This window comes from Rhizobium sp. Root483D2 (assembly GCF_001426685.1).
Classification (GTDB): Bacteria; Pseudomonadota; Alphaproteobacteria; order Rhizobiales; family Rhizobiaceae; genus Pararhizobium; species Pararhizobium qamdonense.
In genome coordinates, this window is the sequence record NZ_LMFB01000001.1 from 317,000 (window position 1) to 339,132 (window position 22,133).

Sequence of the window (22,133 nt, forward strand, 5' to 3'; positions counted from 1 at the left end):
AAGGGAACAGCATGAAAAAGACGCTCAAAACCATCGCCCTGTCGCTTGCGCTCGGCATCGTTGCCGCCGGTGCCGTCGCTGCCGAACCGCTGAAGGTCGGCTTTGCGGCCGAGCCCTATCCGCCGTTCACCTCGCCGGACGCATCCGGCAACTGGGAAGGCTGGGAAGTGGAGTTTGAAAAGGCGATCTGCGCCGAAGCCAAGCTCGAGTGCGTGATCACGCCCGTGGCCTGGGATGGTATCATTCCGGCACTGACCTCCAAGAAGATCGACATGATCATCGGCTCGATGTCGATCACCGAGGAACGCCTGAAGACCATCGATTTCACCGATAAGTATTACAACACCCCGACGGGCGTCATCGGCCCAAAGAGCGAAACGTTTGAAGCCACGCCGGAAGGCCTGAAGGGCAAGACGATCGGCGTCCAGGTTTCGACTATCCACCAGGTTTATGCCTCGAAATATTTCGGTGAAAATGGCGCGACCGTGAAGGAATACCAGACGCAGGACGAAGCCAATAACGACCTCGCCGCCGGCCGTCTCGACGCCGTTCAGGCCGATTCCATCGCACTTGGCGCCTTCCTGAAGAGCGACCAGGGCAAGGAATGCTGCGACTTGAAGGGCATGGTCAAGGATGACCCGGCCATCCTCGGCGCCGGTGTCGGCATCGGCATCCGCAAGGGCGAAGACGAACTGAAAACCAAGCTGAACGCCGCCATCAAGGCGATCCGCGCCAACGGCACCTACGACACGTTCTCGAAGAAGTATTTCGACTTCGACGTTTACGGGCAGTGATGCGCTGAGCGCCTGCGGAGGGCTCACCCCCCCTCTGTCGGCGACGCCGACATCTCCTCCTCAAGGGGGGGAGATTGACCGCATCTACTGTGCGTCCACGACAACGAAGCCGGTGCGGGAAAAGAATGATCTCCCCCCTTGAGGGGGAGATGTCACGCAGTGACAGAGGGGGGTGATGCCACAGACGCAGAGCTCCCGGTAAAGAGGACCCATGGCCGATCCCGTATCCTTCATAAACTGGAGCCTTCTGGCATTGGAGCCGCCCGGCTGGGGCGGGGTGTTGCTGCGCGGCCTTCTCAACTCCATCGAGATCGCCATCGGCGGTTATGCGTTCGGCCTTTTGCTCGGCATCGGCGGCGCCTGCGGCAAGCTCTATGGCGGCCCGATCACCCGCGATCTGATGGAATGCTATACGACCATCGTGCGCGCGGTGCCGGAACTGGTCCTGATCCTGCTGCTCTATTATGCCGGAACCGATGCGCTCAATTACGTGCTTGGGCTCGTGGGCATCGGCCAGGTGGACATTAGCGGGCTGGTCGCGGGCATCTTCGTCATTGGCGTGGTGCAGGGCGCCTATACGACCGAGGTGCTGCGCGGCGCCATCAAGGCGGTGCCGGCCGGGCAGATCGAGGCGGCGCGCGCCTATGGCATGTCTCCGTTCAAGGTCATGACCCGTGTCACCCTGCCCGCCATGCTGCCCTATGCCATTCCCGGACTTTCCAATCTCTGGCTGATCGCCACCAAGGATACGGCGCTGCTGGCCGTCGTCGGCTTCTCCGAACTGACGCTGGTCACGAGGCAGGCGGCCGGATCCACCAAGGCGTATCTGCTGTTCTTCTGTGCCGCAGGCGTGCTCTACCTGATGCTGACCCTCATTTCCGATCTCATCATCCGCTTCATCGAGCGCCGGGCCCGGCGCGGTTTCGTGGAGCAATCATGAGCGAGACCCCCGCCACCGACGTCACCACGCATGCCATGGCAATCACGCCGGAAGACCTGCCGACGGCTGCAAGTTTTTTCAAGCCGCACCGCATCGTTCTCCTGGCGATCGCAGCCGCTTTGATCTTCTGCATCGTCTGGTTCATGCGCTGGGACTGGATTCCGCAATATCTGCCGCGGCTCGGCTATGGCATCATGATCACGCTGGCCATGCTGTTCAGCACGTCGATTTTGGGCTTTCTCTTGGCCGTACCGCTCGGACTGGTGCAGGTGACCGGTCCCTGGCCGCTGAAAGCGCTGGCGAAAGGGTTCTGCACCGTCGTTCGCGGCACGCCGCTTCTGTTGCAGCTCTGGCTTCTCTATTATGGGTTGGGCTCGCTGTTTCCGCAGTTCCCCGCCATCCGCCAGTCGTTCCTGTGGCCCTATCTACGCGAATCCTGGCCCTATGGGGTGGCGGCGCTGACGATCTCCTTTGCAGCCTATGAAGGCGAGGTCATGCGCGGCGCCTTTGCCGGCGTTCCGGCCGGCGAAATCGAGGCGGCGCGAGCCTATGGCATGAGCCGATGGACGCTGTTTCGCCGCATCTGGCTGCCGCGCGCCATTCACCGGGCATTGCCGACGCTGAACGGCGAGACCGTGCTGCAATTGAAGGCGACGCCCCTGGTTGCCACAATTACCGTCATCGACGTCTATGCCGTGATCTCCAAGGTCCGGCAGGATACCTACATCACCTACGAGCCGCTGCTGCTGCTTGCGCTGATCTACATGTGCCTGACCGGAATCCTGGTCGTCGCCTTCCGCTACCTCGAAAATCGCATACCAACCCGTGGTGCCTGATATGACTGTCAATGTGAACCTGACCAACTCCATGCCTGAACTGGTGGCCATCCGCCGCGACCTGCACGCCCATCCGGAACTGGGGCTTGAGGAGGTCCGCACCTCCAATTTCGTCGCCACATGCCTGGAAGGCCTTGGCTACACGGTGACACGGGGCCTCGCCAAGACCGGCCTCGTCGCCACGCTGAAGAACGGCACAAGCAACCGCTCGATCGGCATTCGCGCCGACATGGATGCGCTGCCCATCTTCGAGGAAACCGGCCTTGACTACGCCTCGAAAACCCCCGGCCTGATGCATGCCTGCGGCCATGACGGCCACACGACCATGCTTCTGGGTGCGGCCCGCGCCATTGCCGAGCGCAAGAATTTCGACGGTACCGTGCATCTGATCTTCCAGCCGGCGGAAGAGAATTTCGGCGGCGCCAAGATCATGATGGACGAAGGCCTGTTCAATAAATTCCCCTGCGACGCCGTGTTTGCGCTCCACAACGAGCCGGGATTACCGTTTGGCCAGTTCGCGCTGCGCGAAGGCCCGATCATGGCTGCGGTGGATGAGGCACGGATCACCGTTCATGGGCTGGGCGGTCACGGCGCCGAACCGCAGGAAACCGCAGACCCGATCGTCTGCGGCGCCTCGATCGTCATGGCCCTGCAGTCGATCGTCTCGCGCAACATCCACCCGATGGACCCGACCGTCATCACCGTCGGCTCGTTTCACAGCGGTTCGGCCAGCAACATCATTCCCGAACGCGCCGAAATCGTCGTCGGCATCCGCTCCTTCGATCCCAAGGTGCGTGACGAACTGGAACGCCGCATCCGGCTGATCGCCGAAAACCAGGCGGCAAGCTACGGCATGCGGGCAAGCGTCGATTATACCCGCAGCTACGACGCGACGATCAACCACAAGGCGGAAACCGATTTCGTCCGCGATCTGGCGATCCGTTTTGCCGGCGCCGACAAGGTCGTCGATCTCGAGCGCGCCTTCATGGGCAGCGAGGACTTTGCCTATATGCTGAAGGACCGGCCGGGCACCTATTTCTTCCTCGGCTCCAGCGTCACCGGGAATGAGAAATCGCTCCATCACCCCGGCTACAATTTCAACGACGACCTTTTGCCGGTCGGCGCCGCGTTCTGGACCGAGCTGGCGGAAGCCTATCTCGCCCGGACCTGACATTTCAAAAAAGAAAAAGCCGCAGGAAGGGACGTTCCTGCGGCAAGTCGGGACAGTGTAGGCACGTCCATCGCAAGGTGCGATCCATCAAATTTCCGGGCCTGCACGCGGCGGCAAAAGCTTTGACCGGCGGTGCAGCCCATCAAGATCGAAGCCTGGCAAAGGCGCTGATGTCATCATGCAACAGGGCCGTCCGGCAGGTTCCGTTCTTCGATAACTAACCATAGCCGCCAGCGTTTGCGGCACACTTAAGCGAACCATTAAAATTTTACCGATGCCGCGTTTCGAGACAATCCCTCCCGCATTATCCGATCCGTGACGGTGCGCATACATAAGGCCTGCCGGATGCAACTATGCCGCAGGTGGAACATTGTCGCAGTGTGACATCATGGTTGCGCCGATGTCATTGATTTCCAGCGCTATTGGCGCAGACTATGGCCCAGGGGTCCAGCGTCATGCTCATCCGCCACGACGGGGACAAACCGTGGCGGTGGAGAAACCAGGAGACGGCAGCCAGACCCTCGAAAGGATTGTACCGTGTTCGAGAGTTTTGACGCGACGTTGCTCGCCCGTATTCAATTTGCCTTTACAGTGTCGTTTCACATCATCTTCCCAGCCTTCTCCATCGGCCTTGCGAGCTATCTCGCGGTGCTGGAGGCCCTGTGGCTGTGGAAGAAAGACCAGGTCTATATGGATCTGTTCAATTTCTGGAAGACGATCTTTGCCGTGGCCTTCGGCATGGGCGTCGTATCGGGCATCGTCATGTCCTACCAGTTCGGCACCAACTGGAGCGTGTTTTCCGACAAGGCCGGGCCGGTCATCGGTCCTCTGATGGGCTATGAGGTGCTGACCGCCTTCTTTCTCGAGGCCGGCTTCCTCGGCGTCATGCTGTTCGGGCTCAACCGCGTCGGCCCGAAACTGCATTTTCTTGCCACCTTTATGGTCGCCTTCGGCACGCTGATCTCTGCCACCTGGATTCTTGCCGTCAATTCCTGGATGCAGACGCCGGCAGGCTTCGGCATGAACGAGGCAGGACAGTTCATTCCGCTCGACTGGTGGAAGGTGATCTTCAATCCTTCATTCCCCTACCGCCTGGTGCATATGGTGCTGGCCGCCTATCTCACCACCGCTTTCGTGGTCGGCGCCGTCGGCGCCTGGCATCTCTTGAAAAACACCGCGCCGCGCCGCTCGCGCACGATGTTTTCGATGGCCATGTGGATGGCGACGATCGTTGCGCCGATCCAGATCATGGCCGGCGACTTCCATGGCCTGAACACGCTGGAACACCAGCCGGTGAAGGTCATGGCGATGGAAGGCCATTTCGACAGCCATCCCGATGGCGCGCCGCTGATCCTGTTTGGTATTCCGAATACGGCGGAAAAACGCATCGACTACGCGGTCGAAATCCCGAAACTCTCAAGCCTGATCCTCAAGCATGACCTGAACGCGCCGCTTGCCGGCCTCGATACCATCCCGGACAATCTCGAGCCGCCGGTCGCCGTCGTCTTCTGGTCTTTCCGGGTCATGGTGGGTATCGGGTTTGCCATGCTCGGCATCGGCCTGTGGAGCCTGTGGTGTCGCCTCAGGGGCACGCTCGACAGCAGCGACTGGCTGCATCGGGCAGCCGTTACGATGGGGCCCGCCGGTTTCGTTGCGGTCCTCGCCGGCTGGATCACCACCGAAGTCGGCCGCCAGCCCTACACGATCTACGGCCAGCTGCTGACGGCGGACTCGATCTCACCGATTGCAGCCCCGGCCGTCGCCGCCTCGCTGATCGCCTTCATCGTCGTCTATTTCTTCGTCTTCGGCGCCGGCACCTTCTACATCCTGCGGCTGATGAAGCGCCTGCCGCGCGATCCGATGCCCGATCTCGACGACGGGCCGATCAGAACCTCCGGCATCATGCCGGGACCCGCGACCGGACACACCCATGGGAGCAGCCATCATGGTCATTGATCTTCCTTTTGTCTGGGCCGCCATCATCGCCTTTGCGGTGCTCGCCTATGTCATTCTCGACGGTTTCGATCTTGGCGTCGGGATCCTCTTTCCGTTCTTTCCGGAAAAGCGCGACCGCGACGTGATGATGAACTCCGTCGCCCCGGTCTGGGACGGCAACGAGACCTGGCTGGTGCTTGGCGGCGGCGGTTTGCTCGCAGTCTTTCCGCTCGCCTATTCGGTCATCCTTTCGGCCCTCTATGCGCCGATCATCGCCATGCTGCTCGGCCTGGTCTTTCGCGGCGTTGCCTTCGAATATCGCTGGCGCACCCGCCGCGGCGAATTCCTGTGGAACTGGGCCTTTGCCGGCGGCTCGATGATTGCGGCGTTTGCGCAAGGGGTGGCGCTCGGCGCCCTGGTGCAGGGCATCCCGGTTGCAAACCGCGCCTATGCTGGGGCCTGGTGGGATTGGCTGACGCCGTTTTCCATCGCCACCGGCTTTGCCATCCTGATCGGCTATGCACTTCTCGGCTCGACCTGGCTGATCCTGAAGACCACCGGCGATCTCGCTGAAAAAGCCCGCAAGGTGGCGCTGCGCACCTGCTTTGCCACGATCGCCGCCATGGGCATCGTCAGCCTGTGGACGCCGTTCCTCGAACCCATCTACCTGGAACGCTGGTTCAGCTGGCCGACGGCGATCTTCAGCGTCATCGTGCCGGTGCTGGTGCTCGGCTGCTTTGCGCTCCTGCTGATCGGCATCCGCGCCAAGCGTGACGCGCAGCCGTTTCTGGCGGCACTCGGGCTGTTCGTGCTCGGCTTTGCCGGCATCGGCATCAGCTTCTACCCCTATATGGTGCCGCCATCGGTGACCATCTGGGATGCCGCAGCGCCGGATTCCAGCCTTGCCTTCCTGTTATGGGGCGCGGCCTTCCTGGTCCCGATCATCCTGATCTATACCGGCTATGCCTATTGGGTGTTTCGCGGCAAGATCGATCCCGAGGAGGGCTACCACTGATGCCAAGCGAAAACAGCGTCGCAAAAAAGCTCCTGTGGTTCGTCGGCCTGTGGTTGCTCGGCGTGCTGACCGTCACGATCATCGGCTTTGCCATCAAACTCTCGCTCGGCGCCTGACGCGCCGGGTTCGCCATCCTCGATGCAAAGCTTCGCTCAAGTTTCCCGCGCTACCTCTAAAGCACATATCAGCAGGCAATGCCTTCCGCTGCGAGACAGGACCGCACCCTCCTTGGTGCAGAAGGGACTTGCCTGCTGATGTGACCAGCCTTCAGGAAGCGCCGCTCGCGGTGGCGCCCGGGCGGCGACCGCGATACGCACGAGGCAAGCCATGACCAAACTCTCGATCTGCATTCCCGTGGAAACCGCCGCGCCGGACGTTTTGGCGCTGGTGGCGATGCTTCTGGAAAAGCAAAGCAACGATTTCGAGATCGTCATTGCAAAGCCGGCGGATGTCGCGCTCCCAAAGGGCGTCGTCGAGCTTGCAGCCGGCGGCGCCAATATCTCCATTGCCGATGCAGCCGCCGGTGCGGCCCGCCAGCATCTCTGGCGCCAGGCGGCTCAGGCTGCCAAGGGCGACTGGGTGGCGCTGATCAATCCATCGGACATCGTTGAAAGCGATCTCGCCACGATGGTCGCCTTTCTCGAAACCACCTCGCCCAATGTCGATGCGCTTGCGTGGAATGCTTTCCAGATCGACCGCCATGCCGAACCCGGCAAGGCAAGCTCGATTGCCATTCCCGCCAATTACCATATCGAGACATTCGACAAGACCGCCATGCTGAAGGCTTTTTTCTATTGGGAAAACAGCCTGAACGTGCCGAAAATGCCTTTCGGCCTCTATCACGCCGCCATCCGGCGCTCGCTGCTGGACGTGCTGTTGCAATTGCCTGAGCCGCAGGACTGGTCAACGCCATCGCCGCAATATGAATGGGCGGCCAAGGTGCTTCTGTTTGCCAATGAGCTCGCTTTCTGTGCCCGGCCCATGTCGGCGATCGACATCGTACCCCTTGCCGCCCAACCGCCGCTTCACCCCTGGAATTTCCCTTTCCATTCCGGCATCGGCCTTGCCGGTGCGGTGGCAGAGGTCCAGTTCCATGTCCTGCGCGAACTCGATACGCCGTGGTCCGGCGCCAGCGAAGCCTTTGTGCGGGCACTGATGATCGACTGCATGATGGAGACGGACCGCGAGGCCTTCAAAACCAAGGGCAATGCCTATTTTGCCGCGCTGCAGGCGTTCGAAGGCGGCCATCTCGCACCGGTCTTCCGGCCGGAATATCATGAGATCCGGCAGAGGGATGAACGGCGCGGCCTGCATGACGGCGTGCTGCTGATCGACCGGTTTATCGCCGGCGCCCGCGACGCCCGGGAATTCTACAGAACGGTCCGGCTGATGCTCGCGCCGATCGGGCTGATCTGCGGCGGCGCGCTCTATACCAAGGACAACAGAGCCGCATGACCGAGGCCGCGCCGAGAATTTCCTATACACGGCCTTCGATCACCGAGCTGGAGGTTGCCTACGCGGCTGACGCCGCCGCCAATGGCTGGGGCGATCGCTGCTACGACTATATCGTCCGGTTCGAGGACGGTTTCCGCCAGCATCTCGGCGCCGCCCATGCCATCGCCACATCCAGCTGCACCGGCGCCATGCATATGGGCCTGAGCGCACTCGGGATCCGGCGCGGCGACGAGGTGATCCTCGCCGACACGAACTGGATTGCCACAGCCGCCCCCATCGTCCATCTCGGTGCCACGCCGGTCTTTGTCGATATCCTGCCCGGCAGCTGGTGCATCGATCCGGCCGAGGTCGAGCGCCACGTGACGCAAAGAACCAAAGCGATCATCGCAACTCATATCTACGGCAATCTCTGCGACATGGACCGGCTGCTGGATATTGGCCGCCGCCACGGCATCCCGGTGATCGAAGATGCTGCCGAGGCGATCGGGTCGCAATGGCACGGCCGGCGCGCGGGATCGATGGGAACCTTCGGCACTTTCTCCTTTCACGGCACCAAGACGCTGACGACAGGCGAAGGCGGCATGTTCGTGACCAGCGACAGCGCCCTTTACGAAAAGGTGCTGACACTCAGCAATCATGGCCGCGCCCGCAACCAGAAAAAACAATTCTGGCCGGATGATATCGGCTTCAAATACAAGATGTCGAACATCCAGGCCGCGCTTGGCTGCGCCCAGCTCGAGCGGGTCGAAGAGCTGATCGCTCGCAAACGCGCGATTCTCGCGAGCTATGCAGACAAGCTGAAAGTCTATCCGGGCATCAGCCTCAACCCCGAAAATGCCGGCACCATCAACGGCGCCTGGATGCCGACGGCCGTGTTCGATCGCGATACCGGCATCACCCGCGAACTGCTGCAGCAGGCATTCGCTGCGGCCAATATCGATGCGCGCGTTTTCTTCCACCCCTTGACGAGCCTGCCGATGTTTGCGGAGCGGCGCGAAAACCGGCATGCCTGGGATATCCCGGAGCGCGCCATCAACCTGCCGAGCTATCACGACATGACCAAGGCGGAGATCGACCGCGTCACCGACGTCATCGACCGCGTCACCGACGTCATCGACAGCCTGACCAGCAGCCGCATCACGGGCAAACCACCGATGGCGAAATCCGCCTGAAACACCGGCGCAGTCCGCCGCCTCCCACACGGCCTCAGACGGCCGCCTTCACCGACAAAGGCAAGTCCCATGACGACAACCGACGACCGCCAGGAGTTTGAGGCCCATAAAGAACAAATGTGCCTGGCGCTCGGCAGGGACACACAGGTTTTCAGGCAGTCGATCGATACGATGATTGCGCTCGATACCTATGACTATTCCTACCTCTGGAGCTGGATGGGGGTTCCAATCATTCAGCTTCCCGCCGATATCATGGCGACGCAGGAAATCATCTGGAACACGAAGCCCGACATCATCATCGAGACCGGTGTTGCGCGCGGCGGCTCGATGATTTTCATGGCGTCGATCCTGGCCATGACCGGCAACGACAAGGCCAAGGTGATCGGTGTCGATATCGACATTCGCGCACATAACCGCGAAGCCATCGAGACGCATCCGATGGCCAGCCGCATTGCGCTTATCGAAGGCGGCTCTGTCGATGACAGCACGCTCGATGCCGTGCGCGATCTGATCCCCCAAGGTGCACGGGTGATGGTGGTTCTCGACAGCGATCATTCCTATGGCCACGTCCTTGCCGAATGCCGCGCTTACGGTCCGCTGGTGACGCCGGGCTGCTACCTCGTCGTTGCCGATACGGCCGTTGGGCATGTGGGCGAGGATCAGTCTCCGAAAAAACGCTCAAAGTCCTGGTTCCGCGGCAATGATCCACTGACCGCGCTCAACGATTATCTGAAGGAAACAGACCGTTTTGAGGTCGATCCGGTCATCAACGGCAAGCTCGTTCTTGCCTCATCGCCAGGCGGTTATTGCGTCCGCCTGCCCGATCCGGCCTGACCACACACGCCACACAGACAAAGAGTCTTGCGCCATGCATCGGCACCGCGCAAGCCGCTTTGCACTTGACGTGGAACGCCAATAGAAGCTTCAGGCCAGCACGATCTTATCGATCCGGCCACCGATCTGCGCGCCGATATAGAGGTTTTCATAGCATTTGGCCGGGAAACCGGCTTCCCTCATATGAAAGGCGGTCTGGTCGATGTCATAGTCGGCCCGGCGCAGCTCGATCCGCCCGTTCTCATAGGTGGCAAATGCAGCGCGCGGATCGCCGTCGCGTGGCTGGCCAACGGCGCCGGGATTGCAGAAGGTCTTGCCGTTCACGTCAAGCAGAACCTGCACATGCGTATGCCCGGCAAAGAGCGTTTCGGCCCCGGTGGGAATATCCGTTTCTGCGATCGCATAGAGATACTGATCGACCGGATCCTGCCAGCCACCGTGGACGAAACAGGTCGAGCCGTCTGTTATGGTGGACCGGGACTGGGCGAGCCATGCGACCTGATCCGGCGTGATGATACCGCGCTGATACTCGGTAATATCCGACACCAGCTTCGAGCGGGGGCAGCCCTCGCCGCTGACGATATAATGATCGTGATTGCCGAGGATGTTGACGATCCCCCTTCGGCGCAGCAGATCGACGCATTCGCCCGGCTGGGCATAGTAACCAACGACGTCCCCGAGCGAGATGATGGTCTTGCATCCGAGCGCATCGATCTTTTCAAGCACGGCCTTCAGTGCGGGAAGGTTGCCGTGAACATCCGAAATGATCGCAATCATGGTGCCACAAGGTCTTCGTAATAGCGCCAGCCACGGCCGGGGCGGATTTTGGGCGTTTCGGGTCTCTTGCCGTGCAGATAGTATTCAACTGACATCGCCGCCTCGTTATAGCCGAAGGCGGCACGCAGGGACGTGCTGCTGGAAAAGCGCGGGTTGATCTCCAGAAGATAAGGCGTTTCGCCATCCATGCGGAACTGATAATTGGTCGGCCCCACCGGCTTGAAGATTGCCGCCAGCCGGGTCACCATGTCAGTCAGCACTTTGTGATCGACGACCTCGGCATATTGCGTGTTGCCGGCGACAGACAGTTTCCGGCGAAAAATGATCGGCGGCAGCGCGGTGCCATCGCCAAAGCCGAAAGCGCCGACGGTGAATTCCTGCTCATCGCTGCCGATGAATTTCTGAATGAGAAACGCGTCCTTGCTCTTGCGGCTCCAGTAGTTGAAATCGTCCTCGTCATGCAGGACGGCGATGCCGCGCGAACCGTTGCCCTGACGCGGCTTCAGCAAAAGCGGGAGGCCGAGTTCCCGGGCACAATCTGTCCAGCCCGCTCCGAGCCGCGCCGGAATTGCCGGCAATCCGAGCCGTTCCAGTTCCAGGCCGAAATCCCATTTATCCTGCGCCAGCTCGATGACCCCGGCATCATTGAGCACGATGCGCGCATCGAGACCGGCAAAATCGGCCCGGTTGCGGCTGAAGAACAGAACGTCGAGTTCGAGCCCTGGCAGCACGAGATTGACGGCCTCGTCGGTCAGCAGGTTTTTCCAGAAATCGAGATAGGCGCTCGAACTTTCGTCAACAGCGGGCTTGGCAAAGAACGCATCGCACCAAAAGGGGCCAATACCGCAGGGGTCGCGATCCACACCGATGATCCGCACCGACATGCCTGACAGCCGCAGGGACCGGATGATCCCCTGCCCGATCAGCGCGCCGACTGCCGTCACCACAACGGTGATCGTTTCGCCTGACTTTTTCACGGCACTGTTTGGCATATCATTGCCTAGCCTATCATCGTCATTGCAGCTGGCCTTCCATCAGAAGCGCCACGCACAGATCCGGAAAATCGATGCCAACGCGCAGCATGGCATCGAGATTTTCCTTGAAATCGGGAAGGGTCTTCAAAACGCCGAGCGGCAGGGGTTTGAGGTAGATACCCTCTTCCAGGCTCACCGCATAACCATGGCTCTGCATTTCATGCTTGAGCGTGTCCCGGCAATATTGGCGTTTGTGGCCGAAGGCGTGGTCATTGGCATTGAGGCTGTAGATATCGTCGATCTTGCCAAGCTCGACACCAAGCCGCCGGTTCATCGATTTGGCATTGGGAACAGCCACGAAGATGCGCCCGCCCGGCTTCAAAAACGTCTTGAAGCGCTCCAAGAGCATGCCCGGATCATCCACATGCTCGAGAATGAAGCCCATGACGATGACGTCGAACCGCTCGTCGGTTTCAAATTCCTCGAAATAGGAGAAGACAACTTCACCCTTGAAGTCCGGGCTTTTCGTCTTGAACTGATCGATGACGAATTGCGAGCCTTCGATGATGACGTGCCGCTCGCAGGCAGCGTTGAACAGGCCGGGCGTAAAGCCATGGCCGATCCCCAATTCGAGGATGGAGCCAACCGAACCGAAGCGGCGGATGATGCGCTCCGGGTACCAGTTGAGGATGAGATCATTTTCGATCGCCGTTGCGGCATCCGGACGGTACTCGGTTGCGACGGCATCGAGATTTTCTGTCTTCATTGCGTGAATTCCTTCCAACCGACAGTTCCTGAATGAATCATGGCAGCGCCCTGCGCACCACAATTGGCTATGAGGTCCAAAGCGGTCACATACGGCGTGAAATCGCCGTGCAGTTGCGGATACGCCGTGCGCTGATAGTGCATATATTCCACCGCGATACCCCGCTCCTCGAAAAGCGCGTGGTTCAGATAGGCGCGAGCGCCGTGCCCGGTGACGTAGACATCTCCTTGAAGATGACCGACGATGTCGCAGACCCGCTCGCTGCTGGCACCAGGGACAGGCAGCGTGTCCGAGGATAAAAACTGCGTCTTGTCCAAACCGAAATAGCGGGAAAGCTCCAGCATCGACCGGCGCGATACATCCGCAACCGTTGCGGCTTTCCCGGCAAAGACGCGATCGACGACATCAAGCATCTCGTCGCGAAACGGGGCCTTGCGATAGGCCTGGCGCAACATTTCGCGATGCTTGCCACGCCAATCTGTCCTGCTGTCCAAAAGCACCTCGTCTATGCGCTGGCCCAGATGGTAGTCGCGCAAAGGCAGCGTCATCCAGCCTGTACCGTTGACGCCCTTGATCTGAACCCGATTGCTGAAACTGCCCTTTGAATATTGCACATCGTCGTAGTGAACGAAAACATCCGCCAGGCGAATCTGCTCAAGCAGACCCACCCAGGGAAAGTACATCGATTGTGAGATGACGATGGTCCGGCTCATGATCCGTTCAAATATTGTGCGCATGGCGCCGACATATGCGGCCATCATTGGGATCCGCAGACAGGGCCATCACAGATCCTATCGCCGAAGGCTTTCGTGGGGCTGCCTCACGCTGCCTTGAACGTCTCGTGCGATTTAAAGGTGAGTTCGTGCATTGGCGCGACCACCTGCTCGACCAGCTGATAGAGCTCCATCGGCGTCTCGACCCCACCGATCTCCTCATCCATCAACAGCATATCGTCGGAAATGCCCGTGAAGAAGCCGGTGTCGGGGCGATGGATATAGTCCACCGGCTTGAAATCCTTAAGATATTTGCCGCCTTTCCAGCGCGCGAAGACGGCTCTGTATCCATCCGCGATGGTTTCGTAAGCCGCACGATCATCCATCATGCTGCAGCTCAGGCCGCAGGCTTTTGCAAAATTGGCTTCCCAACCGGCGATCGGCTTGTAGCCGTACGTCGTCAAAAACCAGTTCTGCACCTGGGCGATGCAGGCGGCCAGCCCCAGAATCGATGGAAAGGGAAACGCCTTCATATGCGGGTCTTCGTCGATATTCCGGCCCGATTCGCTCATGAACAGTGCGTTGCGCTCCTTCGCGTTGGCGAGTTGCGTCAACTTGGCGGAATTGCTCTCGGCGCAGGATCCCAGCACCGAAAACGGCCGTTCCGAATAAAAAAGATGCTCTGCCGTGACGAGAACCTTGCAGACATTTTCGAAATCGACCGTCGGATATTCGGAATATTTGCCGCCGAAACGGCCCTTGATCTTGTTCATCACCTGCATGGAGACGGCGCCGTGATAGAAGCCGAACGCCATGTTGGGTGTCGCCTTGTCGCCTTTCCAGGAAAAGAACTCCCGGTAGAGCGCGGCGCGCGGGATCTTGTGGACGCCGGTTTTCAAGGGAACGGAGACATTGCAGCGTTTTTCCCGGTTGCCCGGCCAATTATAGGTCAACCGGCTCCAGACCATCACATCGACCTTGGCATATTCGGCCTGCGTGCGTGCAATCAGGTCGGCGACATCGGGGTCGGCATAGTCGTCGTCGCCGATCATGCAGACGAATTCGCCGGTGGCGGCCTCGACGCAACGGTCCCAGTTTTCGACCATGGACAGGACGCGGTCCACCGAAGGCAAGTATTTGACCCGTGGATCGCCCAGAATATCCTGCATGAAACCGTTCATGATCCCGGCATCATCGGAATTATCGGCAAAAACATATTCGACATCCGTGCGCAGGTTGATCAACTGGCTTCTGATCGTTTCCTGGAAATACCGCTGGCGGTTTCGCGAGGGCACACAAATCGTCAGTTTCGGCTGGGCGAACATGAAGTTTCTCCGTTTGCCGCAGACTAGCGGCGAAGGCTTTTGCGAGGCTTGCCCGCGGCCCTTTGACATCGGCTCCGGTTTTCGGCTTTTCACGGCGCCGGTGGCTTGGTAAGCAGCGTGCTGATGCGGTCTTGCGATGCGCGCAAAGCCGCCAGGAAGACATCCGGAGACCAGCATGCACAAACGTCCGGCAGACTGCACATCGATGAGCGAGATCCGCGTCGAGATCGACCGGATCGACCAGGCATTGATGGCGCTCTTTCAGGAACGCTGGGGCTATATCGGCCGCGCGGCCGAGATCAAGAAACCGGCAGGGCTCAAGGCCGACATCCCCTCGCGCGTCGATGAAGTCCGGCTGAATGCCCGCCGGAGCGCGGAGGCGGCGGGGCTGGATCCGGATTTCTACGAAGAAATCTGGGCGCGGCTGATCCGGCATTCGATCGCGCACGAGCAGGATATTCTCGGCGAAAGCGGAAAATAGCCGCGCTCAACCGGTCTCGACGTTGGCCGCGTCGGCCTTCTTGACCGGCATTTCGGCAACGACATCGGGCAAAACGGCATGGGTGCCGTCTGCTACGGGTGCACCGTCAGTTCCGGCACTGCGGTCACGAACTTGCCACCCCAATCGCTGATATACGAAAGTTGCTGCCTGATTTCGGCCTGAAGGTTCCATGGCAGTATCACCACTCTTTCCGGTTTTTCAGCTTTTAGAAATTCTTCCGTAACGATTGGAATACGGCTTCCGGGAAGCAGGAAGCCCTGCTTGGCCGGGTTCTTGTCGACGACGAAGGCAAGCAGATCGGGTTTGACGCCGGAGAAATTGATCAGCGTATTGCCCTTGGCGGCTGCGCCATAGGCTGCGACTTTCAGGCCTTTTTGCCGGCTCTCGATCAGGAATGTCAGGAAGCCATCGCGCACGGTTTGCGCCGCCGCCTGGAAGCCGGTGTAGAAGGCATCGTCCAGCATGCCCGCCGCCTGCTCCTCAGCCAGCGTGGCCGCGACCGCTGCCGTCACGATGTGGGTGCCGGTATCGCTGCGCTGCGCAAACACCCGCAGGCTGCCGCCATGCCATGGCGTCGTCTCGACATCGAAGACGGACAAGCCGTTCGCCTCAAAAACGCGGTTGACCGCTGTCAGCGACAGGTAGGAATAGTGTTCGTGATAGGCGGTATCGAACTGCGCCTCGCGAACCATGTTGAGCAGGTGCGGAAACTCGAACGTCGCGACCCCGTTTTCCTTCAGCAGCCGCGCAAAGCCTGCGACGAAATCGTTGATATCGGGCACATGCGCCAGCACGTTGTTGGCAGCCGTCAGATCGGCGGAACGGCCTTGCGCAGTCAGCCTTTCGCCAAGTTCGGCGCCAAAGAATTCCTCGACAATCTCGATGCCCTTCGCGCGCGCTGCCGCCGCCGTGCTTGCCGTCGGCTCGATGCCCAGGCAGCCAATGCCGCGCGCCTGCGCATATTGCAGCAGATAGCCGTCATTGGCGGCGACCTCGACGATATGGGAGGTCCCGTTCAGGCCGAAACGGGCCTGCATATCGGCGACATAACGTTTGGCATGATCAAGCCAGGAGGTGGAAAACGAGCTGAAATAGGCATAGCTTGAGGAAAAGAACGTTTCGCGATCGGCAAAATCCTCGGTCTGCACCAGGCGGCATTCCCGGCAGCAGCGGATCACCAGCGGATACCAGAGTTCCGGCAGGTGGTGCGCATCGGCATTGACATAGGAATTGGACGGCGGCGCGGTGCCGAGATCCAGGAAGGGCACCATATGCGCTGATCCGCAGTGGCGGCATTTCATGCGGCGATCCCCCGATAATCCGGTGATAGCAGCGTGTGCGCCTGATCGCGCGGCGACAGGTTGACGACCGGCAGCGGCCAGCCGATGCCAAGTGCGGGGTCCTGCGGATTGAGACCGCCCTCTGACGCCGCCGCATAGGGCTTGGAATGGGCATAGATCATGCGCACATCATCAGTCAGCGCCTGGAACCCATGCGCAAAACCTTCGGGGATCAGCAGCGAGCAGGCATTGTCTTCCGACAGTTCGACGGCGAAATGCTGAAGGAATGTCGGCGATTGCGCCCGGATATCGACGGCGATATCGAGCACACGGCCGCGCGTACAGGTGACGAGCTTGATCTCGGCATGGGGCGGGTGCTGGAAGTGCATGCCGCGAACCGTGCCCTTGTGGCGCGTACCGGTTTCGTTGAGCTGGGCGATATGCCCCTGCCAGCCAAAGGGAACAATATCCTCTTCGCAAAACAGCCGCGACAGGAAACCCCGGTCGTCCGACAGGGTTTTGCGGCTGATGACGGCAAGCCCCTCAAGTGGCGTGACATGCGCCGTGAACCGCGCGCTCATCCGGCCGCCCGCAAAGGTTCGTTCCGGACGGTAAGCCCGGCAAAATCGCGGATGTCGGCAAGGCACAAATCCAGTGCCGCCTGCCCCTCGCCTTGCGATCTGTACCATTCCATGGTCCGCTTGACGGTTTCCGCGAGCCGCCAGCGCGGCTGGTAGCCGAGATCGGCGCGCGCCTTGGCGCTGTCGAGCACCAGATAACCGGCTTCATGGGGCCCGTCCGTCCCGTCGCCCAGCACCATCGCGCCGCCGCCGAAATGCCGTTCCGCCATTTTCAGGACAGAGCCGACGGAGGCCGCTTCGCCGTGATCCGGGCCGAAATTGTAGCTCTCGATGCCATCTGGCGCCTGCCACAGGCGCTCGGCCAATCCCATATAGCCGCCGAGCGGCTCAAGCACGTGCTGCCAGGGGCGCACGGCGCGCGGGCGGCGGACCTGCAAGGTGGCGCCGTCCTGCCAGGCCCGCACCGCATCGGGGATGAGCCGGTCCTGCGCCCAGTCGCCGCCGCCGATGACATTGCCGGCGCGTGCCGTGGCAAGGCCGATCCTGCGGGGTGCAAAGAACGAGGCGCGGTAGCTTGCCGCGACGATTTCCGCTGCCGCCTTGCTGGCGCTATAGGGGTCGTGGCCGCCGAGCGGATCGCTCTCCATGAAGGCAAGGCCGTTCTCGGCATTGTGGTAGACCTTATCGGTGGTCACCACCACGATCGAGCGCACATCTTCTGAGACCCGCAGGGCGTCGAGCAGATTGGCCGTGCCGATGACGTTGATATCGTAGGTCTCGGCCGGATTGCGATAACCGGCGCGCACAAGCGCCTGGGCAGCCAGATGGAAGACGATCTGCGGCTTGGTTTTCAACACATGATGCGTCACGGCATCGCGGTCGCGAATATCGATAATGCCGGGGCCGTCCATGCCGCCGCCGAGCAGACGATGCAGCGACGGCTCTGTCTGCGGCGCAAGCGACAGGCCCGACACGTCGGCGCCCAGTTCGCGCAGCCACAGCGCCAGCCAACTGCCCTTGAAGCCGGTATGGCCGGTCACCAGAACTCTTTTGCCGCGCCAGAATTCGTTCATCATCGTCATCACCAGGTTTTCCAGGGTGGGGCGCCGCTCTGCCACAGGTTTTCAAGATGGTTCTTGTCGCGCAGGGTATCCATCGGCTGCCAGAAGCCTTCGTGGAAATAAGCCTGCAACTCGCCGTCTCGGGCCAATCCCATCAGGGGATCCCCTTCCCAGCTTGAATGATCCGCATCGATCCGGTCGATGACGCGGGGGGACAGCACGAAGAAGCCGCCATTGATGAAGCCGCCCTCGCCTTCGGGCTTTTCGATGAAGCCCTGGACTTCGGTGCCTTCCAGCTGCAGGGCGCCATAGCGCGCCGGGGGGCGAACGGCGGTCACCGTGGCCTGCTTTCCGTGGCTCTTGTGGAAGGCGATGGTCTTGCCGATATCGACATTGCCGACACCGTCGCCATAGGTGAAGCAGAAAGCGTCGTCATCCCTCAGGTAGGAGGCGACCCGCTTCAACCGGCCGCCCGTCATCGAGTTTTCGCCGGTATCGACCAGCGTCACCCGCCAGTTTTCCGCGCTCTGGCGATGAAATTCGATCGAATTCTGCGACAGGTCGAAGGTGATGTCCGACATGTGCAGGCCGTAATTGGCGAAATATTCCTTGATCACATAGCCTTTGAAACCACAGCAGATGATGAAGTCACGCACGCCATGGGCGTAGTAGAGCTTCATGATATGCCACAGGATCGGCCGGCCGCCGATCTCGATCATCGGCTTAGGCTTCAGATGCGTTTCTTCGGCAATGCGCGACCCCAGGCCGCCGGCGAGAATGACAGCTTTCATCCGCCCCTCCGCTTAAACGCCAAGACGATCGCAGGCGGAACCGGCGATGGCTGGGCGGGAGGGCGCAAAATTGCTGTTTGCGAGCGGCCGGACAGACTGGAGACGAAGCGCCACCTTTGACTGCAGAGCCCTAGGCCTTGCCGTCATAGGGTTTTTCAAACGCAAAAGCTCCATCATGCTCCGGGTCCAGTCAGCCTATTCTGACCGGCACTCTAGAGCGTGAAGCTGTCGTCAAACTGGAGCGGCGGCCGGATTTGCCGATGGCGCCCCGGCCGAAGCCGCCGAGGATGGCTCACATGCACTCTTTCAGAAGGAATTCTTGCGCATCAGATGCAATTCCCAATCCAGCGCACTGCGGATGATGCCGTTCAGATCGTCATATTGCGGTACCCAGCCAAGCTCCTGCTTGGCCAAGGCCGGGTTGGCGACGATCATGGCGGGATCACCGGCGCGGCGCGGCGAGAAGGTGACGGGGAAATCCTGCCCATGCACCTTGCGCACCGCATCGAGCACTTCGAGCACCGAGAAGCCATGACCGTAACCGCAATTGGCCGCCAGCGAACCGCCACCGGCGCGCATGCGCTGCAGCGCCTTCAGATGCGCCTGAACCAGATCCCAGACATGGATATAATCGCGCACACAGGTTCCGTCCGGTGTCGGGTAATCGGTGCCGAAGACGCTCATCGAGTCCCGTTTGCCGAGTGCGGTTGCGCAGGCAACCTTGATCAGATGCGTGGCGAGCGCCGACGACTGGCCGCTGCGGCCTTTCGGATCGGCACCGGCGACGTTGAAATAGCGCAGGGCCGTATAGGTGAAGGCATGGGCGGCAGCCGTATCGCGCAGCATGATCTCCGTCATCAGCTTCGACGACCCATAGGGCGATTCCGGCTTGAGGTTGACGCTTTCGGTCACAGGCTCCAGCACATCCGGCGTGCCATAGACGGCCGCGGTCGAGGAAAACACGAAATAGGGAATACCGGCTTCGACGGCGCTGGCGATCAGGCTGCGCGATTTGACCGTGTTGTTCTCGTAATAGCCGAGCGGATCGGCCACCGATTCCGGCACGACGATCGAGCCGGCGAAATGAATGATGGAATCGATTTCATTGTCGGCAAAGATCTGCTGCATCAGCGCCGTGTCGGCAATATCGCCTTCATAGAAACGGGCCTCAGGCGCGATTGCCCAGCGAAAGCCGGTCGAGAGGCGATCGATGACGACGACCTGTTCGCCGGCATCGAGCAATGCCCAGACCATGTGGCTGCCGATATAACCGCCGCCGCCCGTTACCAATACTGCCATTGCCTGCTCCTGCGCTGTTGAAGTGAGCGGGATAAAACCCGTTCGCGGCGCGATTCACAAGGATTATGTGCAGGAACTGATTGCGGGGCCAAGGATCAGAGCGCGGCGATATAGCCTGACAGCCGTTCTGCGGCGATGGCGATCTGCTTGGGATCGCGCAGGAAACAGGCGCGCATGAACAGCGATCCGCCCTCGCCGAAGGCTGTCCCCGGCGCCAGGCCAACCCCGGTCTTATCAACGATATCGAGCGCTGCGCGGCGCGCATCGGTGACGCCATCGATCTTCAGGAAGGCATAGATCGCGCCATCGGGCTTCAGCGTCTGCACCCGGTTGGTGGCGATCAGCGCATCGCACAGAATTTCACGCGAGCGCGATGCCTTGGCGACGTTTTCGGCAACGAACGCATCGCCCTGGTCCAGCGCCGCCACGGCACCCGCCTGAATGAACTGCGCCACGCCCGATGTCGAATATTGAATGAGATTTTCCAGCACCTGGCCGATCGCCGGCGGTGCCACGATCCAGCCTGCCCGCCAGCCGGTCATCGACCAGTTCTTCGAAAACGAATTGACGAACAGGATGCGCTCGTCGTCTTCCATCACGTCGAGGAAGGATGGCGCGCGATCGCCAGTGTAGGAATAGAGCGCATAGATCTCGTCGGCCATGATCCACAGGCCATGTTTGCGGGCGAGCGCCAGAATGGCCCGCAAATCTTCCCGCGTGGCCGTCCAGCCGGTCGGATTGGAGGGCGTGTTGACGAACAGCGCCTTGGTTTTTCCGGTGATCGCCGCTTCCAGCCTGCCGATGTCGAGCTGCCATTTGCCGTCTTCGAAGCTCAGCGGCACCGCGACTGCGCGCACGCCGGACAGTTCGGCGCTGGCGGCAAAATTCGGCCAGGCCGGTGTCAGGAAGACCATCTCGTCGCCCGGCGAAGTCACCGCTTCAATGGCGAGCTTGATCGACTGCATGCCCGAACCGGTGACGTAGAAATTGTCGGACGACAGGGTTTTGGAAAAATGGCGCTGGTAATAGCGCGACAGCGCCTCGCGCAGGGCCGGGATGCCGCGCTGCCAGGTATAGAAGGTCTCGCCGGCCTTCAACGAATCCTGGGCTGCCTGGGAAATGAAATCCGGTGTCGGCAGGTCCCCCTCGCCGACCCAGAGCGGAATGAGCCCATCGCGTCCGCGCGCATAATTGACCAGTTCGACGATGCCGCTTTCCGGGGCGGACAGGGATCGAGGGCTGAGGCTGGCAAGTATGGTCATCGGCGGGCTCCTGTTGGCCCGCCGCTTCTAGCTGTTTTTCACATCACGATCACGCGATATTCGGTGACGGATTTATCGATTCTGGTGATGTATCGAACCCGCCTGAAGACCGCGCAACGCGTCCTATACGCGCTGCGTTTTCAGCAGGTCGCGGATTTCGGTGAGGAGCTGGACGTCCACCGGCGGCGGTGCTGCCGGCTCTTCGTTCTTCTGCTTTTCGAGAGAAGCACGCATCCTGTTGACGGCCTTGACCAGCAGGAAAATGATCCAGGCGAGAATGAGGAAGTTCAGCACTACGGTCAGGAAGTTGCCATAGGCAAAGACAGCGCCCTGCTCGCGCGCGGCGGCAAGCGATGTCGCGGTCACGGTGCTGGAGAGCGGGATGAAGAAATTAGAAAAATCGATGCTGCCGATGATCGCGCCGACGATCGGCATGATGATGTCATTGACCAGCGAATTGACGATCAGCGTGAAAGCCCCGCCGATGATGATACCGACGGCAAGGTCCATGACATTGCCGCGGGCAATAAATGCCTTGAATTCATTTATCATTACTCTCTCCTTGTCTTTGGCCTTAAACCAGCTGTGTCAGCCTGTTCTGACGCAACCGGGTACAAACCGGATGCTAGCCGAAATCGAAATCATGTAAA

22 protein-coding genes are annotated in these 22,133 nt (G+C 60.5%); 10 read left to right on the forward strand and 12 right to left on the reverse strand.

Features of this window, described 5'->3' with window-relative positions; translation table 11 throughout:
* The first annotated feature begins 11 nt into the window (after window positions 1-11).
* From ASD32_RS01480 to ASD32_RS01520, 9 genes are all read left to right on the forward strand, one after another.
* Window positions 12-794 (forward strand): transporter substrate-binding domain-containing protein, encoded by a 783-nt coding sequence (locus tag ASD32_RS01480; RefSeq protein ID WP_060636118.1) that lies wholly within the window; start codon window positions 12-14, stop codon window positions 792-794.
* Between the two features lie 211 nt (window positions 795-1,005).
* Window positions 1,006-1,734 (forward strand): ABC transporter permease, encoded by a 729-nt coding sequence (locus ASD32_RS01485; RefSeq protein WP_060636119.1) that lies wholly within the window; start codon window positions 1,006-1,008, stop codon window positions 1,732-1,734.
* Window positions 1,731-2,570 carry an ABC transporter permease gene (locus ASD32_RS01490; protein WP_156382999.1) on the forward strand — a complete coding sequence of 280 codons (840 nt, stop codon included), beginning with the start codon at window positions 1,731-1,733 and terminating at the stop codon, window positions 2,568-2,570. The genes ASD32_RS01485 and ASD32_RS01490 overlap by 4 nt, the downstream gene beginning before the upstream one ends.
* 1 nt (window position 2,571) lies before the next feature.
* The gene (locus ASD32_RS01495; RefSeq protein WP_060636120.1) at window positions 2,572-3,741 is read left to right on the forward strand and encodes a M20 aminoacylase family protein; all 1,170 of its coding nucleotides are present in this window, start codon (window positions 2,572-2,574) and stop codon (window positions 3,739-3,741) included.
* Window positions 3,742-4,278: 537 nt separating this feature from the next.
* A complete protein-coding gene (locus ASD32_RS01500) occupies window positions 4,279-5,697 on the forward strand; it encodes a cytochrome ubiquinol oxidase subunit I (RefSeq protein WP_060636121.1) in 1,419 nt (472 codons plus the stop codon).
* Window positions 5,687-6,691, forward strand: coding sequence for a cytochrome d ubiquinol oxidase subunit II (cydB, locus tag ASD32_RS01505; protein ID WP_060636122.1), 1,005 nt, complete (start codon window positions 5,687-5,689; stop codon window positions 6,689-6,691). The genes ASD32_RS01500 and cydB overlap by 11 nt, the downstream gene beginning before the upstream one ends.
* Window positions 6,692-7,018: 327 nt before the next feature.
* On the forward strand, window positions 7,019-8,146 hold the full coding sequence (locus tag ASD32_RS01510) for a hypothetical protein (protein WP_060636123.1): 1,128 nt from the start codon (window positions 7,019-7,021) through the stop codon (window positions 8,144-8,146).
* On the forward strand, window positions 8,143-9,318 hold the full coding sequence (locus tag ASD32_RS01515; RefSeq protein WP_060636124.1) for a DegT/DnrJ/EryC1/StrS family aminotransferase: 1,176 nt from the start codon (window positions 8,143-8,145) through the stop codon (window positions 9,316-9,318). Before ASD32_RS01510 ends, ASD32_RS01515 begins: the two co-directional genes overlap by 4 nt.
* Window positions 9,319-9,387: 69 nt before the next feature.
* On the forward strand, window positions 9,388-10,152 hold the full coding sequence (locus ASD32_RS01520; protein ID WP_060636125.1) for a CmcI family methyltransferase: 765 nt from the start codon (window positions 9,388-9,390) through the stop codon (window positions 10,150-10,152).
* A 90-nt stretch (window positions 10,153-10,242) separates the two neighbouring features.
* Here the strand turns inward: ASD32_RS01520 and ASD32_RS01525 are convergent, their stop codons facing one another.
* The 5 genes from ASD32_RS01525 to ASD32_RS01545 all read right to left on the reverse strand — a co-directional run bounded on the left by ASD32_RS01525 (window position 10,243) and on the right by ASD32_RS01545 (window position 14,707).
* Window positions 10,243-10,929 (reverse strand): metallophosphoesterase family protein, encoded by a 687-nt coding sequence (locus ASD32_RS01525; RefSeq protein ID WP_060636126.1) that lies wholly within the window; start codon window positions 10,927-10,929, stop codon window positions 10,243-10,245.
* The gene (locus ASD32_RS01530; protein ID WP_060636127.1) at window positions 10,926-11,921 is read right to left on the reverse strand and encodes an ATP-grasp domain-containing protein; all 996 of its coding nucleotides are present in this window, start codon (window positions 11,919-11,921) and stop codon (window positions 10,926-10,928) included. The genes ASD32_RS01525 and ASD32_RS01530 overlap by 4 nt, the downstream gene beginning before the upstream one ends.
* Window positions 11,922-11,943: 22 nt before the next feature.
* Window positions 11,944-12,669: a class I SAM-dependent methyltransferase gene (locus tag ASD32_RS01535; RefSeq protein ID WP_060636128.1), complete on the reverse strand. Its 726-nt coding sequence runs from the start codon at window positions 12,667-12,669 to the stop codon at window positions 11,944-11,946.
* Window positions 12,666-13,382: a WbqC family protein gene (locus tag ASD32_RS01540; RefSeq protein WP_060636257.1), complete on the reverse strand. Its 717-nt coding sequence runs from the start codon at window positions 13,380-13,382 to the stop codon at window positions 12,666-12,668. The genes ASD32_RS01535 and ASD32_RS01540 overlap by 4 nt, the downstream gene beginning before the upstream one ends.
* A 107-nt stretch (window positions 13,383-13,489) precedes the next feature.
* Window positions 13,490-14,707 carry a glycosyltransferase gene (locus ASD32_RS01545; RefSeq protein WP_060636129.1) on the reverse strand — a complete coding sequence of 406 codons (1,218 nt, stop codon included), beginning with the start codon at window positions 14,705-14,707 and terminating at the stop codon, window positions 13,490-13,492.
* 175 nt (window positions 14,708-14,882) lie between these two features.
* Here ASD32_RS01545 and ASD32_RS01550 point away from each other — a divergent pair, with 175 nt between their 5' ends.
* Window positions 14,883-15,188, forward strand: a complete 306-nt coding sequence (locus ASD32_RS01550) for a chorismate mutase family protein (protein ID WP_060636130.1) — start codon at window positions 14,883-14,885, stop codon at window positions 15,186-15,188.
* Between the two features lie 92 nt (window positions 15,189-15,280).
* Here the strand turns inward: ASD32_RS01550 and ASD32_RS01555 are convergent, their stop codons facing one another.
* From ASD32_RS01555 to mscL, 7 genes are all read right to left on the reverse strand, one after another.
* Window positions 15,281-16,510 (reverse strand): class I SAM-dependent methyltransferase, encoded by a 1,230-nt coding sequence (locus ASD32_RS01555; protein WP_060636131.1) that lies wholly within the window; start codon window positions 16,508-16,510, stop codon window positions 15,281-15,283.
* The gene (locus ASD32_RS01560; protein WP_060636132.1) at window positions 16,507-17,070 is read right to left on the reverse strand and encodes a dTDP-4-dehydrorhamnose 3,5-epimerase family protein; all 564 of its coding nucleotides are present in this window, start codon (window positions 17,068-17,070) and stop codon (window positions 16,507-16,509) included. The genes ASD32_RS01555 and ASD32_RS01560 overlap by 4 nt, the downstream gene beginning before the upstream one ends.
* Window positions 17,067-18,152, reverse strand: a complete 1,086-nt coding sequence (gene rfbG, locus ASD32_RS01565) for a CDP-glucose 4,6-dehydratase (protein WP_060636133.1) — start codon at window positions 18,150-18,152, stop codon at window positions 17,067-17,069. The genes ASD32_RS01560 and rfbG overlap by 4 nt, the downstream gene beginning before the upstream one ends.
* A complete protein-coding gene (rfbF, locus tag ASD32_RS01570) occupies window positions 18,152-18,922 on the reverse strand; it encodes a glucose-1-phosphate cytidylyltransferase (protein ID WP_060636134.1) in 771 nt (256 codons plus the stop codon). The genes rfbG and rfbF overlap by 1 nt, the downstream gene beginning before the upstream one ends.
* Before the next feature lie 306 nt (window positions 18,923-19,228).
* Window positions 19,229-20,221 (reverse strand): UDP-glucose 4-epimerase GalE, encoded by a 993-nt coding sequence (galE, locus tag ASD32_RS01575; RefSeq protein WP_060636135.1) that lies wholly within the window; start codon window positions 20,219-20,221, stop codon window positions 19,229-19,231.
* A 95-nt stretch (window positions 20,222-20,316) separates the two neighbouring features.
* Window positions 20,317-21,483, reverse strand: a complete 1,167-nt coding sequence (locus ASD32_RS01580) for a pyridoxal phosphate-dependent aminotransferase (protein ID WP_060636136.1) — start codon at window positions 21,481-21,483, stop codon at window positions 20,317-20,319.
* A gap of 123 nt (window positions 21,484-21,606) precedes the next feature.
* The gene (mscL, locus tag ASD32_RS01585) at window positions 21,607-22,035 is read right to left on the reverse strand and encodes a large conductance mechanosensitive channel protein MscL (protein WP_060636137.1); all 429 of its coding nucleotides are present in this window, start codon (window positions 22,033-22,035) and stop codon (window positions 21,607-21,609) included.
* Window positions 22,036-22,133: the final 98 nt, after the last annotated feature.